The sequence below is a fragment of the Marinobacter sp. LV10MA510-1 genome (assembly GCF_002563885.1).
Lineage (GTDB): Bacteria > Pseudomonadota > Gammaproteobacteria > Pseudomonadales > Oleiphilaceae > Marinobacter.
On sequence record NZ_PDJA01000001.1, the window covers coordinates 4,059,020 to 4,074,423 of the forward strand.

At 52.6% G+C, this 15,404-nt stretch carries 15 protein-coding genes; 9 read left to right on the forward strand and 6 right to left on the reverse strand.

Annotated features, from left to right (window positions below; genetic code table 11):
• Positions 1–40 precede the first annotated feature (40 nt).
• Positions 41–1,474 carry an aldehyde dehydrogenase family protein gene (locus tag ATI45_RS19595; protein WP_098421826.1) on the reverse strand — a complete coding sequence of 478 codons (1,434 nt, stop codon included), beginning with the start codon at positions 1,472–1,474 and terminating at the stop codon, positions 41–43.
• 146 nt (positions 1,475–1,620) lie between these two features.
• Here ATI45_RS19595 and ATI45_RS23075 point away from each other — a divergent pair, with 146 nt between their 5' ends.
• From ATI45_RS23075 to ATI45_RS19605, 3 genes are read left to right on the forward strand one after another with little or no spacing between them, the layout of a single operon-like run.
• Positions 1,621–1,743 carry a hypothetical protein gene (locus ATI45_RS23075; protein WP_267284065.1) on the forward strand — a complete coding sequence of 41 codons (123 nt, stop codon included), beginning with the start codon at positions 1,621–1,623 and terminating at the stop codon, positions 1,741–1,743.
• The gene (locus ATI45_RS19600; protein WP_228736019.1) at positions 1,733–2,347 is read left to right on the forward strand and encodes a mechanosensitive ion channel family protein; all 615 of its coding nucleotides are present in this window, start codon (positions 1,733–1,735) and stop codon (positions 2,345–2,347) included. Before ATI45_RS23075 ends, ATI45_RS19600 begins: the two co-directional genes overlap by 11 nt.
• 36 nt (positions 2,348–2,383) lie before the next feature.
• Positions 2,384–3,598: a serine hydrolase domain-containing protein gene (locus ATI45_RS19605; RefSeq protein WP_098421268.1), complete on the forward strand. Its 1,215-nt coding sequence runs from the start codon at positions 2,384–2,386 to the stop codon at positions 3,596–3,598.
• Positions 3,599–3,672: 74 nt separating this feature from the next.
• Here ATI45_RS19605 and ATI45_RS19610 read toward each other — a convergent pair whose 3' ends face one another.
• From ATI45_RS19610 to ATI45_RS19630, 5 genes are all read right to left on the reverse strand, one after another.
• Complete coding sequence (locus tag ATI45_RS19610) at positions 3,673–3,981, reverse strand: hypothetical protein (protein WP_228736020.1); 309 nt, start codon at positions 3,979–3,981, stop codon at positions 3,673–3,675.
• 185 nt (positions 3,982–4,166) lie between these two features.
• Positions 4,167–4,811: a PEP-CTERM sorting domain-containing protein gene (locus tag ATI45_RS19615; RefSeq protein ID WP_098421269.1), complete on the reverse strand. Its 645-nt coding sequence runs from the start codon at positions 4,809–4,811 to the stop codon at positions 4,167–4,169.
• Between the two features lie 481 nt (positions 4,812–5,292).
• Positions 5,293–7,353 carry an ABC transporter permease gene (locus ATI45_RS19620; protein WP_098421270.1) on the reverse strand — a complete coding sequence of 687 codons (2,061 nt, stop codon included), beginning with the start codon at positions 7,351–7,353 and terminating at the stop codon, positions 5,293–5,295.
• A 17-nt stretch (positions 7,354–7,370) separates the two neighbouring features.
• Complete coding sequence (locus ATI45_RS19625) at positions 7,371–8,423, reverse strand: quaternary amine ABC transporter ATP-binding protein (protein ID WP_098421271.1); 1,053 nt, start codon at positions 8,421–8,423, stop codon at positions 7,371–7,373.
• A gap of 205 nt (positions 8,424–8,628) precedes the next feature.
• Positions 8,629–9,558: an ABC transporter substrate-binding protein gene (locus ATI45_RS19630; protein WP_098421272.1), complete on the reverse strand. Its 930-nt coding sequence runs from the start codon at positions 9,556–9,558 to the stop codon at positions 8,629–8,631.
• A gap of 601 nt (positions 9,559–10,159) precedes the next feature.
• On the opposite strand from ATI45_RS19630, the gene ATI45_RS19635 reads away from it, so the two are divergent.
• From ATI45_RS19635 to betB, 6 genes are all read left to right on the forward strand, one after another.
• Positions 10,160–10,543, forward strand: a complete 384-nt coding sequence (locus ATI45_RS19635; RefSeq protein ID WP_098421273.1) for a PAS domain-containing protein — start codon at positions 10,160–10,162, stop codon at positions 10,541–10,543.
• A gap of 69 nt (positions 10,544–10,612) precedes the next feature.
• Positions 10,613–11,755, forward strand: coding sequence for a zinc-binding dehydrogenase (locus ATI45_RS19640; RefSeq protein ID WP_098421274.1), 1,143 nt, complete (start codon positions 10,613–10,615; stop codon positions 11,753–11,755).
• Positions 11,755–12,813, forward strand: coding sequence for a proline racemase family protein (locus tag ATI45_RS19645; RefSeq protein ID WP_098421275.1), 1,059 nt, complete (start codon positions 11,755–11,757; stop codon positions 12,811–12,813). Before ATI45_RS19640 ends, ATI45_RS19645 begins: the two co-directional genes overlap by 1 nt.
• A gap of 21 nt (positions 12,814–12,834) precedes the next feature.
• On the forward strand, positions 12,835–13,140 hold the full coding sequence (locus tag ATI45_RS19650; RefSeq protein ID WP_098421276.1) for a hypothetical protein: 306 nt from the start codon (positions 12,835–12,837) through the stop codon (positions 13,138–13,140).
• 106 nt (positions 13,141–13,246) lie between these two features.
• Positions 13,247–13,900 (forward strand): transcriptional regulator BetI, encoded by a 654-nt coding sequence (gene betI, locus ATI45_RS19655; protein WP_098421277.1) that lies wholly within the window; start codon positions 13,247–13,249, stop codon positions 13,898–13,900.
• 12 nt (positions 13,901–13,912) lie between these two features.
• Positions 13,913–15,382: a betaine-aldehyde dehydrogenase gene (betB, locus tag ATI45_RS19660; protein ID WP_098421278.1), complete on the forward strand. Its 1,470-nt coding sequence runs from the start codon at positions 13,913–13,915 to the stop codon at positions 15,380–15,382.
• Positions 15,383–15,404 lie beyond the last annotated feature (22 nt).

A 15,404-nucleotide genomic window follows, 5' to 3' on the forward strand; every position in this document is an offset into this window, starting at 1 on the left:
GATTGGCGATTCTAAGCGGGTGGTTAACCCGACAGGCTAATTACCAGTCGGTAACAGATTTAACTTCCAGAAACTCTTCCAGCCCCCATACGCCGCCTTCGCGGCTGCCGTTGCCAGATTGCTTCATGCCGCCAAACGGGAAGCCTGAAGATCCGGATTTGCCGTTAATTTCGATCATGCCCGACCGCAGTTGCCGCGCCAACCGGTGAGCTTTTTCTTTATCGGAGGTCTGGATGTAGTTGGTCAGCCCGTAGTGGGTATCGTTCGCCAGCTTTACTGCTTCTTCTTCTGTTTCAAACGACGTGATGGCCAGAACCGGGCCGAAAATCTCTTCGCTCCAGATGGTCATTTCAGGTGTAACGTCCGCGAAAACCGTTGGCCTTACAAAGTAGCCCTTTTCCAGCCCTTCTGGCCGGCCTTCGCCACCGGATACCAGCGTCGCGCCTTCTGCTATCCCCTGTTTGATCAGTGCCTGAATTTTCTGGAACTGTTGGTCAGAGACCACCGGGCCGATTTGGCGCCCGTCTACGTCTGCTGGGCCAACGTCTGTTTTGCTGGCAATCAATGCCGCGGTTTCAACAGCCTGCTTGTAAAGTGATTTCTCGACAAGCATCCGTGTGGGCGCGTTGCAGGATTGGCCTGAGTTCGCGAAGCAATGGCGCACGCCACGAGTGATGGCTTTGTCATCGGCGTCGGCAAAAATGATGTTAGCGCCTTTGCCACCCAGCTCCAGGCCAACTCGTTTCACGGTGTCTGCTGCGGCAATGGTGATGGCCTTGCCGGCACGGGTTGAACCGGTAAAGCTGACCAGATCAATATCCGGGTGCTTTGATAGTTGCGAGCCAACGCCTTCGCCATCGCCATTAACCAGGTTGAACACGCCGTCCGGAAAGCCCGTACTGTCGATCATTTCTGCCAGCAGCATTGCGGACAAGGGTGAAATCTCTGACGGCTTGAGAACCACTGTGCAGCCAGCCGCAATGGCAGCTGGCACTTTCAGCATGATCTGGTTCATCGGCCAGTTCCAGGGGGTTATCAGAGCGCAAACGCCCACCGGTTCGTGCATGATTCTGTTTTCTGGCGCGTGGTCACCCAGGGCGTGCTCAAAGTTGAAGGTTTTTAAAGCACGAATGGTGTTTTTCAAATGCGCAGCGCCGGCACCCACTTGGGCCGTTCTTGCCAAATTGATGGGTGCTCCCATTTCTTTACTGATGGTTTGTGCCATCTCTTCAGCACGCGCGCTGTAGGTTTCCAGCAAGCGCTCTAGCAGGCCAATACGTTGTTCTCTGGTCGACATCGACCAGGCCGGGAATGCGCTTTTTGCGGCGCTGACGGCCATATTCGTATCAGCTTCAGAGCCCAGAGTGATCTTGGCAAACCCGGTTTCATCAGAAGGGTTGATGACATCTATCGTTTGAGTGCCCTCAGGCGTTACCCATTTTCCGTTAATGTAGAACTTGGTCGTATCCATAATGTGTCTGCTCTTTTGTGGGAGTCGACTCATGGTAGCAGACTCGTGAACTTTGACTTTCCTATTACCTCTTTCAGCAGTTTCTTTTGCTAGCACCCACGGCATGCGCTAATTTGACGACTTCAGAGTTATTGTGGAGGGAGTACGGAATGTTGGAGTCGATCGAGGCCGGTCTAACCGCGTGGCTAGTACCGGGGGCCTCTGCGTTATTGGCGCTGGTAGCACCTACACCGCCTACCGCGCTGCGTTGGGGGCGCCCTGATGACCTTTGACGGCGTGCGCCACGTTGGTGGCAGCCTGCTGGCTTCCGCCGGCATTGGCGGTATTGTTTTGGGTTTCGCGGCCCGCCCGGTGCTGGGCAATCTGCTGGCGGGCGTGCAGATTGCGCTGACCCAGCCGTTCCGTATAGATGATGTACTCCATGTTCAGGATGAGTGGTGCTGGGTCGAGGAAGTGACAGCGACTTACGTGGTGTTGCGGGTTTGGGACTTGCGCCGGATGATCGTGCCGTTGCAGTGGTTTATCGAGAATCCGTTTGAAAACTGGTCGCGCAATAGTGCCGACCTGATGGGTACGGTTTTTCTCTCACTCGATTACGCCATGCCGGTGCAGCCCTTGCGCGAGAAGTTCGCGCGGCTGCTCAGACAATCTTTCCTGTGGGACGGAAAAACGGAGACGGTGCAGGTGACCGACTCGAACGAGCGGGCGTTACAGATACGCTTCCTGATGAGCGCCTCGAATTCCAGCAAAGCCTGGGATTTACGTTGCGCGGTGCGGGAGGGGTTGGTGGCCTTTGTTCAGGCCAACTATCCGGAGTATTTGCCAAGGGTTCGAGCGCGGCTGGTGGATGATCCAGACGCTGCCCTTGATTCGTAAATTGCTTTAAAAACCACACAACAAGGTGCTTTCACTATGACGGAATTCAAACAGGTTGCTGGCCTTTCAGCAGACCAGCTTCGCAACATTGAACGTCATCTTGATCGTTGCTATATCCAGCCTGGAAAGTTGCCTGGCGCGTTGACACTGGTCGCCCGGCGGGGTGAAATTGCCTATGTGAAAGCCCAGGGGCTGATGGATGTGGAACGTAACAAACCTGTCTGCCGGGATACGGTTTTCCGCATTTACTCGATGACCAAACCGATCACATCGATTGCCATGATGCAGCTTTACGAGCAGGGGCGGTTTTTGCTGGACGACCCGGTACACAAGTACATTCCGGCCTGGAAAAACCTGCGGGTTTACAAAAGCGGTGTTTATCCCAATTTTCTGACCACGCCTGCCACCAGCACCATGACCATCCGCGACCTGTTCACCCATATGTCGGGCCTGACTTACGGATTCATGAACCGCACCAACGTTGACGCGGCTTACCGCGAGTTAGGGCTTGATGGCAGCCGGAATCTGACGCTGGAAACGCTGGTGAACCAGCTGGGGGAACTGCCGCTCGAGTTTTCACCGGGTACGGCCTGGAATTATTCCGTCAGCACGGATGTGCTGGGGTATTTGGTGCAGTTGCTGGCGGATCAGCCTTTAGACGAGTATTTGCGGGACAATATCTTAGACCCCCTGGACATGCCAGACACCGGCTTTCAAGTCCGTGACGATCAGCTTGACCGCTTCGCCGCTTGCTATCAGTACCAGTCGGGCGATCAGCTCACGCTGCAGGACGATCCTGAGACGTCACATTTCCGGCACAAAAATAAGTTTGTGTCAGGCGGCGGCGGGCTGGTGTCCACCATTGACGATTATTACCATTTTGCCCAGGCGCTTTGCCAGGGCGGAGAGTTTCGGGGGCGACGGATTATTGGCCGTAAAACCCTGGAGTTCATGCGTTACAATCACCTGCCGGGTAATCAGGACCTGCCGGGCCTTGCGGTGGGAGCCTTCAGCGAAACGCCTTATGCCGGAACCGGCTTTGGCCTGGGTTTCTCGGTTAAAACCGACGTTGCCAAATCCCAGACCAACGGGTCGGCCGGCGAATACGGTTGGGGCGGCCTGGCGAGCACCAACTTTTTTATCGATCCGGCCGAGGAGCTGGTCATGATCTTCATGACGCAACTGATTCCCTCGTCGTCTTACCCGATCCGGCAGGAGTTGCGGGCCATTGTGAATGGCGCTTTGGTGTGAGCCGCGGGCGCTGGTTGTTAAGGGGCGTAAGCAACCGGCTTAGTGACACTTAAGTAGTGCCACATAATTTGATGTTACTGGTTGAGAATATCGATGATTTCGCGGGTATCCTTAATAATCGTATAGACTCGCCCCTCGATCTCTACCCGCTGACGGTTGCCATCGACGTCGCGGGTATTGCCGAAGCGCAGCAACTCCCGGTCGAAATGATCACCTTTCCGATAGTGCAGCTTTTTCTGCCAGCCCGGCGGCAATGGCTGACCACGCTCGACTTTCTTCTGCAGGCCCGGCGGTAGCTGATCGCTATGAGATGACTTGGCCATCGCAGACACGGCGCCAATCATTGCGCCCAACAGGGCAAACATCAGAATAGACCTCATCATCTATTGACTCCGAAAATCACGATATACCACTAAGCTAACACGGGATTGAACGCGGTGACGTTAACGCTGGTTCATACCCGACAAGCCAGGCCCCCAAGAACCGGGACAGGGTATTTCAAGACCGTACAGAAGCATAAAAAAAGCCTCGCAATCAGCGAGGCTTTCCATCTCTGCGCCCGTCGATGTCAGGATTTTATGAATCGACGTCTGAATCCCATGCCAAACAGACCTAACCCCAGAAGTGCGAGTGTTGTTGGTTCAGGAACGACAACCGGGGGAACTACAACTTCGCGTCCAAAGATACTTATATGAGATAGCCCAGGAGTATTTCCACCGTTGTTTTGTAAGGATATAGTGCTGAACGTTCCCGTGCCTGAGTTTGGGTTTGTGTCGAATGTAAGGTCTTCAAAGAGATAAAAACTATATTGAGTTGAACCTTTTACACTGGCGATTAAATCTATGGATATCGGAAGGTCGTTACCGTCAGCAGCGGACCAGGCAAGAGTCCATGTTCCTGTTGTGCCGTTGCCAGACGCTGCAATCACAAAGTTGACGCCACCGATCGAATTCTCTGCCCCTGCCGGGTTTGAATCTGATTTAGTTAATAAGGTAAAAGCGTCTCCAGCCCACGGGTCAGTAACCGGTATGTTATCAAGCAATGTGCCTTGGGCACCTGTGTCGTTGCCAGCAAAGGCACCTTCACAAGCACTAGCGTTCGATCCGTTCCAGCTAACATCCGTTATCGAACAGTCCAGAAGTACAGCTGAGCTAAAAGAGCTATATGAAAGCACCGCTCCTGTTAAAACTAGTTGTAAAAGTCCCTTTGACATTTCGACACCTCAACTGAGTAATTGATCGCACTTTATTCTTAGCAATTACCAAGCCAATATCTTAGATTTTTGTTTTTAAAAGCTTTCTTGGTTTTAAGGTTTTGTAGGGTGTAACAAAAACTGACATGTTGTGGAGGCCTTCCGGCACACCAGGAGTAAAGGTAGATGCTCGTTTGGCTTAGGCGTTTACAACGGGCTATGGCCGTTCGGGCCGATTCATGAGGGTTTGCGGCCATTGGGCGAGTTTTTATGGACTAGAGCTGACTCTATATAACGGTTTTATGTCAATACGCTGCCTTAGAACAGAGTGTAAATAATATCGACAGTTTTGGATTTCGTTTTCGTTTTGTTTCTTCCGACGCCCCGCAAGCGACACCGGCCGGCTTCACCCACCCGCCAGCGCCAACAGCAGATGAATGATTTGTTGTCGGGAAACCGGGTAGGTTAGGTTCCGAAAAATAAACCTGCCCCGGTTTATCGGTTAAGCAAGCCCCAGCACTTTCTTACGCTGCTCTGCCCAGGTATGAATCAAGTGGTCTACGGCCAGGCCAATAAAGGCAACGCACAAACCGAGCACGATGCCTTGGCCCATACCGTTGGCTTCAGACAAAGACTGCATGATGAGCTGACCTAAGTCGTCGGTACCGATAAAGGCGCCGATGATGATCATAAACAAAGAGAATATGACGGTTTGGTTGATGCCCAGCATGATGTGCGGGAACGCCAGGGGCAGCTCAATTTTCAGTAAACGCTGGGTGCGGTTAACCCCTGACATAGAACCGGCTTCTTGCAAGCTTTTCGGCACGTTACTCAACCCTTCCACGGTGTAACGTGTGGCAGGGATGGTGGCGTACACGATCACCGCAATAAGCACTGATAAATCGCTCACACCAAACAACATGATGACCGGGATTAAGTAGACGAACGACGGAAACGTCTGAAACGTGTCACACACCAGCAACATAAACTTGGTTGCCCTGGGGCTTCGCGAGCACAAAATGCCGACGCTACAACCAATCGTTACGGAAATGATGACGGCAAAGGTGGCCATATAGGCCGTAATCAGGGCGCGGTCCCACCAGGGTGTTAGGGCAATAAAGGCAATAAAAGCCGTTGCAACAATCGCGGAGCGAAGGCCGCCAACGATGTAACCCGTACCGGCAACCAGGAACAGTGTGGCCGCGACGGGCATTGCTAAATAGGCTTCTTTCATGGGCATCAAAATCGAGATAATCATGAAGGCGTTGAAGTTTTGCACGCTGTCGTAAGTGTTGGTGATAATCCAGTCAATAATGGAATCCCAGAACTTTTCGGTAGTAAGCCCTTGTGATTCATGAATAAAGTAGAAGTAATTGGCCTTGTCTGGAAAAGCCACCGATGCGACATAGGCAATAACGGAAGTGAAAATCAGAATGCCCACGAAGGCGAGCGAATACCTGTGACGCCGATGAAACGGTACGTCAGCAAAGTAATCAACCTGCTTTTTCGCCCAGGCCAGGGATAACCTGTCCAGAACCACCGCAATCAAAACAATGGATATGCCAAGCTCAAGGGCCTGGCCTATCTTGAGCATATTCAAAGACACAAGTAAGTCGTAGCCTAAGCCCTTTGCGCCAATAAACGATGCGATAACGGCCATAGCCAGACACTGCATGATGACCTGGTTAACACCGATTAAAATGTCATGGCGTGCGGTAGGGATGAGTACTTTAAACATCAGTTGGCGTGAGTTGCAGCCACTCATCATGCCGGCTTCCACCACTTCTGGAGAGACCTTTTTAAGGCCCAGAATGGTGAGGCGAATCATTGGGGGGGTGGCAAAAATAACCGTTGAAATAGCACCCGCGTGGTCACCAATGCCGAAGAACACCACCACCGGGATCAGGTACGAGAAGTGGGGCATGGTTTGCGCCACGTTCAACAGTGGCGCCAGGATGGATTCGAAGGTTTTGTTTCTGAAGGCGACGATGCCTAAGGTTAACCCCAGCAAAACCGATAAGGGCACGGCCACCAGCACAAACGATAAGGTTTGCATGGCGGGTGTCCACTGACCAAACACGGCAATGTAAATGGTGCTGATGCCGGCCAAAAGTGACAGGTTGCGGCCCCCAAGATACTGCCCTGTTAAAAAGGCACCCGCAGCAACAGCGGGCCATGGCAATGCCGGAATTCGAGCCCACTCGTTTTCGCTAATAAAGTCCCAGCTGGTGAAAGTCACAACGGTTTTGACGCCCCCTAACAGGAGCTCACGAATCAAATTGATGCTGAACAGAACCACGCCAGACAAGTCGCGGGTAAACTCTTTCATCATGGTTGACTGTTCGGTGATGTCTAACTCGGCATCGTAAGTCTCGACCACCCAAAAATCATTGATGAGGAACTTAAGGCCGTCGTTAACAACGTCTGGCAGCAGCCAGAATCGGGTTTCTTGCAGGCGCCACAGGTTGCCACCTGTGGCCGGATCGATGGCCATCACAAGGGCAAAGAACACCACCAATAAGGCGACAAACTGCGTCCATTTATGTTCGATAAAATAGTGCATTAGGCTTTGCTCATAACTTAGTTATTAACTGGCATGCTGTTAGTTTCACCAAACAAGACGTCTATTATAATGTTGCGGTTTAAAGCGCCAACAATATTGCCCTCGGTATCAGTGACAGCCACTGGCTTTTGCTCGGTTAGCACGGATCCGGCTACGGTTTCGATAATGGCATCGGCAGAAACAGTGACGTCGCTCATCTTGGCGGTTGCGTCGTATTCTTCCATGATGGCTTTGCAAGAAAGTACGCGCTCACGCGGCACGCCACGGGTAAACTTGGCGACGTACTCCGTAGCTGGCTTGAGTACAATGTTGGCTGGGGTATCAATTTGTTCGATGACGCCGTCTTTCATGATGGCGATGCGGTCGGCAAGGCGTAGCGCCTCATCGAAGTCGTGGGTAACGAATAAGATGGTTTTGTGCAATACACTTTGTAAGCGCAGGAACTCGTCTTGCATTTCCTTGCGAATCAGTGGGTCCAGAGCTGAGAAGGGCTCATCGAGAAACCAGATTTCAGGTTCTACGGCTAATGAGCGGGCAATGCCGACACGCTGTTGTTGACCACCGGAGAGCTGGCGGGGAAAGTCGTTTTCGCAATTTGTGAGCTCTACCAGGTTCACCATGTCCATCGCACGGGCCATGCTGTCGCGAGTGCTTATGCCCTTTGCCTGTAGTGGTAAGGCAATGTTTTCCAAAACGGTTTTGTGAGGCAGAAGGGCAAAACTTTGGAACACCATGCCCATTTTATTACGGCGAATGTTGATCAGTTCTTTCGCATTCATAGCCAGCAGGTCTTCACCGTCAATAGAAATATCGCCTGCGGTCGTGCTGATTAGCCGTGAAATACAGCGCAAGAGTGTGGATTTGCCAGAGCCGGACAGGCCCATGATGACGAGCATTTCACCTTTGTGTACTTCAAAAGAAGCGTTGTTAACACCAATAACACAGCCGGCTTTAAGTAATGATGCTGTATCTACTTTTCCGCCTGATTGTTCTAGAGTTTTTACAGCGTTAGCGCCAAAAATTTTATAGACAGACTCGCACTTGATGACCGGTTGAGCTGACGTTGACATAATCAAATTCCTGTAAAAAAAGAGGTGCTGAAAGATAGGGTTGATGGCAATAATTCAGTGAATATATCGGACAAACAAGCGCAAGAAATTATTGTTGCACCGCGTCAATAGCACTGCTGTTATTGAAAAAAACAGAACAAATAAATAGAGATTATGAATATGAAAGCTAACCTGAACGCAGCACGCTCAGGTTAGCGTATTTGGCTTACAACCAGGCTTTCCAGGTTGCTTCGTTATCAGCCAGCCATTTAGTAGCGGCTGCTTCGTGGCTCATACCATCGATGTCCACCAATGCCGCCATGTTGCCGATATCGTTTTTGGTAAAGGATACGTTGTTAAAGATTTTGTAAGCGGTTGGCCATTTTGCAGGCATTTGATAATAAGCGGCCTTCTTCAACCAACCTGCGGGGGGCGAACCACATTTGCCATCACCGCCGTCTGACTTCTTGCAGCCCTCTGTATACGCGGGGAATTTAACGAAGCTGCCACCGTCACCGGCATCGGTGAAGTTGGGTGACCAGTTAAATACAACCACGGCACGGTTGTCTTTGGCTGCCGACTCCAGTTCCGCCCAAAGTGCACCGGATGACCCGGCAAACTTGGCTGTGAAGTCCATATCAAGTGCTTCAATGCGGTTCAGGGTTTCTTGGCCATGCCAGTCCATAGGGCCGTCAAGATAACGACCTTTGCCACCACTGCCGGGTGTTGCAAACAGTGCGGCACAATCGTTCAGCGCTTTCCAAGAGGGTAGGCCCGGGCATAAGTCGCCTACATACGCAGGGTACCACCACTCTTCCTGAGTAACAGAGGCGTGGGTGCCCACATCAATAATGCCGCCAGCGTCTAAAGCGTTGTTGAAAGACTTGCCAAAAGTAGACTGCCAGACTTCATGGGCAATAGTAACGTCGCCGTTACGAACAGATTCGTAAACCGCTTGGCTGTCAGCAGGTACGTAAGAAACGTTATCTCCAATGCTTTCAAAAATACCGCCAATAACGTAAGCCATAGTAATTTGGCTGGTCCAGTTATGGGTGGCAATTACAATAGGCTCTTTTGAATCTGCCTGGGCTACAGTTGCGCCAAGCACCAGTGAGCTAACTGCAGCGGCAGTAGCAAGCTTGTTCAAAAATCTCATACACATCTCCGAAAAGTATTGTTATCGGTAATTGATCGTTTCTCTCTTTCTTACTTTGATTACAGGCAAAGTCCTGTTTCGCTTTTAATTCAAGATTATATCTGGGCAAAAAAATAGACGGCAACGGCGGCGTAGCGAGCTTTTTTAAAAGCACGACATTGGGCCAGCGCCTAAAATGGCACGTCTAAAAGTCATAATGACTTCGGTTTTTAGGTCAAGCGCGCCAGGGTCGAATGTGTCAATGGCGCAATGCTATGAAGGCTGTATCTATCTTTGAAAAGGCTGTATCTGTCGGTGAAACAGAGGGCCGAGGGCGGGCAGGCCGCCGATGAAACGCGAGATCTCGAGAACACGCCGGAAGGAAGCGCTCGAACTGGTCAAGCAGGAAAAATACTTGATAACTCGTATGCCAGGGCCGACAGGCTAACACATCTTGGCTGTCAGCGTTTTTTCACTTACGCAAAACCGGTTAAAGCCGGTTCTGAAAATAAATGTGCCCTTGTCTATCGTGTTGCCGGAGTTGATACAGCACTGGTTACTGTGCGTATAATTTTGGTCGGTCCTTCAACCCGGACCATTTTTGCAATACAAAAGGAAATGTATGAATCATTCCAAAGAATTACTGCAATCCCCACTTTTTCAGTCTGTTGCGGGTCTGGCTTTCGAGTCGGTGATGGTGACGGACGTGACCGGTGACCATAAGAATTCTGTGATCATTTATGTCAACCAGGCCTTTACTGACCTGACGGGCTATTCGGCTGACGAAGTTCTGGGCAAAACGCCTGGTCTGCTGCAGGGGCCGGAGACCGACAAAGCGGAGACAGACCGTTTGTCTGATGATCTGAAGCACAATCGGACCTTCCACGGCAGTACCATTAATTATCGCAAAGACGGCACGCCTTTCACCATTGAGTGGAAGGTATCACCGGTGATGGATGGGGCTAAGGTTACCCATTATGTGGCGGTACAGAGAGCGGTTGGTTAAGGTTTGAAAATGCGTCTTTGAGCAGATCGCGTCAGGCCAGCACGCTGGCTTGACGCGGAGGGTTTGCCTATGATTCCTAATACTATGAAAGCGATGGTTCTAACCGGTCACGGTGGGATCGACAAGCTCGAATACCAGAGCGTATCGACACCGCATCCAGCGCCTGGGCAGGTGCTGGTGCAGGTGACGGCAACCGCCAAGAACAATACCGACCGTAAGGCTCGCGAAGGGCTTTACCCCACCAAAAAGGGAGAGATGACGTCTTTCCAGATGGGTGGCAAGCCGACGTTGATTTTTCCCCGCATTCAGGGCGCCGACATAGCGGGTCGCGTGGTGGCCGTGGGTGAGGGAGTGAGTGAAAGCTGCCTGGGCGAGCGTGGGTTACTGGATTTTAACATCTACGCCGATGCCCGCAGGGATATCAACCTTACCCCTGATTACTACGGCCACGGTGCAGACGGTGGCTATGCAGAGTATGTCGCGCTGCCTTCGGACCAATTTCATTACATTCCCAACCCAGAATTGTCCGACGCTGAACTGGCGTCAATGGGCATGTGCTCCTACCAAACCGCCTATCATATGGTCACCTCGGCTAATATTCAGGCAGGCGAGCGGGTACTGGTTACCGGTGCCAGTGGCGGCGTGGGTACCGCGCTAATCCAATTGTGTCGCATTGTGGGCGCTATCCCTTTTGCTCTGAGTAAAGACGACAAGGCCGATGCGTTGCTTAAGCTTGGGGCCGAGGCCGTACTGGATCGCTCTGATATGAACAGCTTTGTTGACCGGGTAAAGGCGGTAACGGGCGGCAAACCGTTTGACGCGGTGATGGATCTGGTTGGCGGAGAGATGACCGACAGGTTCATCGACGCCATGATCTTCGACATGAACGCCCGCAGTACCTACCCGCGGTTGAGCATCGCCGGTGCCAGTGGTGGCAACATCAGCGAGATTCTCTGGACCCGCATTTACCTTTATCAGGTACAGATTTTCGGGGTGTCTCACGGTACCCGAGAGGAGGCCGATCAGCTCATGGCCTGGATTCGCGGCGGGCAATTGAAGCCGGTGCTTCACGGCGCGTTCAAACTATCGGATTTGCATCATGCCGAGGTCTATTTTGAGAATCGGGGCAGCAATTACCTCGGCAAGATCGTGATTGTTCCCGACGCGCAGTGGAACGAGCATGGCAAGCCTTTCACCCTGGGGGATTTGTGATGAAACCGGAATTGACCATTCAGTTGATGGATACCCATGCCGGTGGCGACGTTAGCCGGATTGTCACCGGTGGCATTGATCCGCTGCCGGGGGACACCGTGCGGGCCCAGATGGAATACCTTCGGGACAATGCCGATGGCTTGCGCCGTTTATTGCTGGAAGAGCCCCACGGTATTCCCGAGATGTCTGTAGACTTACTGGTGCCGCCGACAGACCCGCGAGCAGCGGCTGGGTATATCATCATGGAAGTGATGGGGTATCCGATTTACTCCGGTTCTAACACTATCTGTACGGCCACCGCCGTTCTGGAAGCGGGCATTGTGCCCAAGCAGGAAGGCCGGCAACAGTTCCTATTGGAATCGCCGGCCGGGCTGGTGCAGATAGACGCAACGGTGTGTGACGGGGTGGTGGAATCCATCACCTGCGAAGGCCTGCCCAGCTATATTCACACCTACAGGGCGACCGTTGAGGTGCCGTCTTTGGGGAAGGTGACCTACAGCGTTGCTTACAGCGGCGGTTTCTATGCCTTGGTGGATGCGAAAGAGCTGGGGTTCGACCTTACTCTGGACGAAGAGCGCAGGCTTGCCGAGGCGGCTCACGCCATTGTTGAGGCAGTGCAGGCTGAACGGGGTTTTTTGCATCATACGCTGGGCGATTTGGGGCCCTTGCCGTTCCTGCACTTTATGGGGCCGGTGGAACATGTGGGTGAGGGCTATTATCGTTCCCGCTCTGCCACTTATGTGCACCCCGGCGTCATCTGCCGCAGCACCACCGGTACCGGAACTTCGGCGCGGCTGGCATTGATGAACTATGAAGGCACCATCAAACCCGGCGACCGGCTGGAAACTGTTTCTCTGCGGGAAACCAGCTTCATCGGCGAGTTCAGTGCCGTGGAGCAGAACGGCGAGGTCCAGATGGTGAAGAACCAGATTACCGGCAAGAGTTATGTGATTGCCCGTTCCGACATCGTCGTTAACTGCGACGACCCCATGGTGGATTGCCGCAGCCTGCATCACATTTTGTCCGGTCAACAATCAGGCGCTGCAGACCCGCTGTGAACAAGTTTGTGAGGAAGAACATTGAAAAAACTCATCACGATTGTTCTTGCCGTTCTTCTTGGCGGCTGTTCATCGCAACAAGGTGCCATTAACTCAGATGACCTGGACGCCGCTGTCATTGGCAAAAAGCCGGAGGGGTATCCAAAAACCTATATTAAGTCTCTTCCTGACCGCCCTGGCTTTTGTATAAAAGTGACAGAAAACTGGAAAGCACATGATTATCAAGGGCAGACGATTTGGCTTAAAGAAAAAAAGATCGAGAGCCTGAACTGCCCTTGGGATCAGATGCAATGGCAAGACCGATCATTCCTTCGGCGAGACCAATAGCTGGGGCTGTATTTCTGCAGGTTGCAGATCCGTTTTGGTTTCTGTAGCCTTAAAATTAATTGAACGTTCAATTAATAAATTCAGGGCGATAAAGCAGCGAATAACCATGGCCAAAGTTGGAGTGAAAGACACCCGAAAACAGCAGCTGATCAACGCAACGATGGAGTCGATTGCCGAACTGGGGATGCAGAACACTACCATCATCAGCATCAGCAAACGCGCGGGCATGTCCTCGGGCATCATCAGCCACTATTTCGGTGGTAAGCGGGGCCTGATTGAAGCAGCGCTACGATATTTACTGGCCCACCTCGGAAAAGAGCTTCGTGAGCGCATGGCGGAGACCGACGGGTCGCTGGAACAGCGCCTGAACTGCATCGTTGATTCCAACTTTTCCAACTTCCAGCGCTCGGCACTGGCGGCAAAAACCTGGTTGAGTTTCTGGGCGCGGTCCATGCATGAGCCCGAGCTGCAGCGTTTGCAACAGATCAACAATGCGCGTCTCTATAGCAACCTGCGCTACGCCTTCGCCCAGGTGATGGAGCCTACGGCAGCGACCGAGGCGGCGAGGCAAACGGCGGCGATGATAGACGGCTTCTGGCTGCGTAGTGCGTTGAGTCTGGACCCACAGGAAAGTTTCGAAGCGGGCCAGCGGCTGTGTAAGCGCTTTGTACAGGACACGCTGGCCCGGCCCCAGACAACATCCGTTAGCGTCACTCAGAGAGAACAACCGCTAGAGAGAACAATCCATTATTCACGTTGAGGTAAAGTTTTTATGTCCCATTCAATACCTCGTTTACAGAACTTCATTCACGGTCGCTTCTTTGCCAACAATACCGGTGAGGTGTTTCCAGTGGTCAATCCGGCCACGGGCAAAGTGATCTACGAAGTAGAAATAGCGGATGAATCTGTGCAGCAGGCCGCCATTGAGAGCGCCCGGGTTGGATTTACAGAGTGGGCTGCCATGCCCGCCGTGCAGCGCAGCCGCATTCTTCTAAAAGCCGTCGCATTACTGCGTGAACGTAACGACGAGCTGGCCGCTATTGAGGTTCGGGATACCGGCAAACCCTTGCAGGAAGCGCAAGCGGTAGACATTGTGACCGGTGCAGACTCTATTGAATTTTTTGCCGGCCTGGCGCCGTCGATTGAGGGTAACCAGCAGGATCTTGGGGGTGACTTCTATTACACCCGCCGAGAGCCGCTGGGAATATGTGCCGGTATCGGCGCCTGGAACTACCCGCTACAGATCGCTTGTTGGAAGTCTGCTCCGGCACTGGCGTGTGGCAACGCGATGATCTTCAAACCGTCTGAAGAAACCCCAATGGGAGCGACCAAACTGGCCCAAATTTATATCGAAGCAGGTGTTCCCGCCGGTGTGTTTAACGTCGTGCAGGGCGCGGCGGAAGTCGGCTCTTGGCTGACTCACCACTCTGAAATCGCCAAAGTGTCGTTTACCGGCGAAGTAGGCACCGGCAAGAAAGTCATGGCCGCGGCGGCCAGCACTGTGAAAAGTGTCACCATGGAACTGGGTGGCAAATCCCCGCTCATTATTTTCGACGATGCTGATCTGGAGAATGCCATCTCGGCCGCCATGGTGGGTAATTTTTACACCCAGGGCGAAGTCTGCACCAATGGCACCCGAGTGTTCGTGCATGAGGATATCTATCCGAAATTCATGGAGCGTTTGCTGGAGCGCACCCGCAACAACATCCTGCCGGGCGATCCGATGAACCCGCAAACCAACTTTGGGGCGCTTATTTCTGACAAGCACCGCGAGCTGGTATTGAGCTATATCGCTAAAGGTGTGGCAGAAGGCGCAACACTCCGTCATGGAGGTCACGCGTTTGAGCCAGAAGATTCCAAGGGTGGCTACTTTGTTGAACCGACCATCTTCACTGACTGCGCTGACGATATGGCCATCGTACGGGAAGAAATTTTCGGGCCGGTGATGTCGGTGCTTACGTTCAGCACCGAAAATGAAGTGATTGATCGCGCCATTGCGACGGAAACCGGACTGGCGGCGGGCGTGTTCACTAATGATATTCGCCGCGCTCACCGGGTTGTTCATCGGCTGCAGGCAGGTATTTGCTGGATTAACAGCTACGGAGCTTCGCCGGCAGAAATGCCCGTGGGCGGCTACAAACTCTCTGGTATTGGCCGCGAAAATGGCCGCGAGACGATCTCTCACTACACCCAGCTCAAAGCTGTGTATGTAGGTATGGAAGACATCGACGCACCATTTTAATTTCGGAGATACAAAGGAGAAC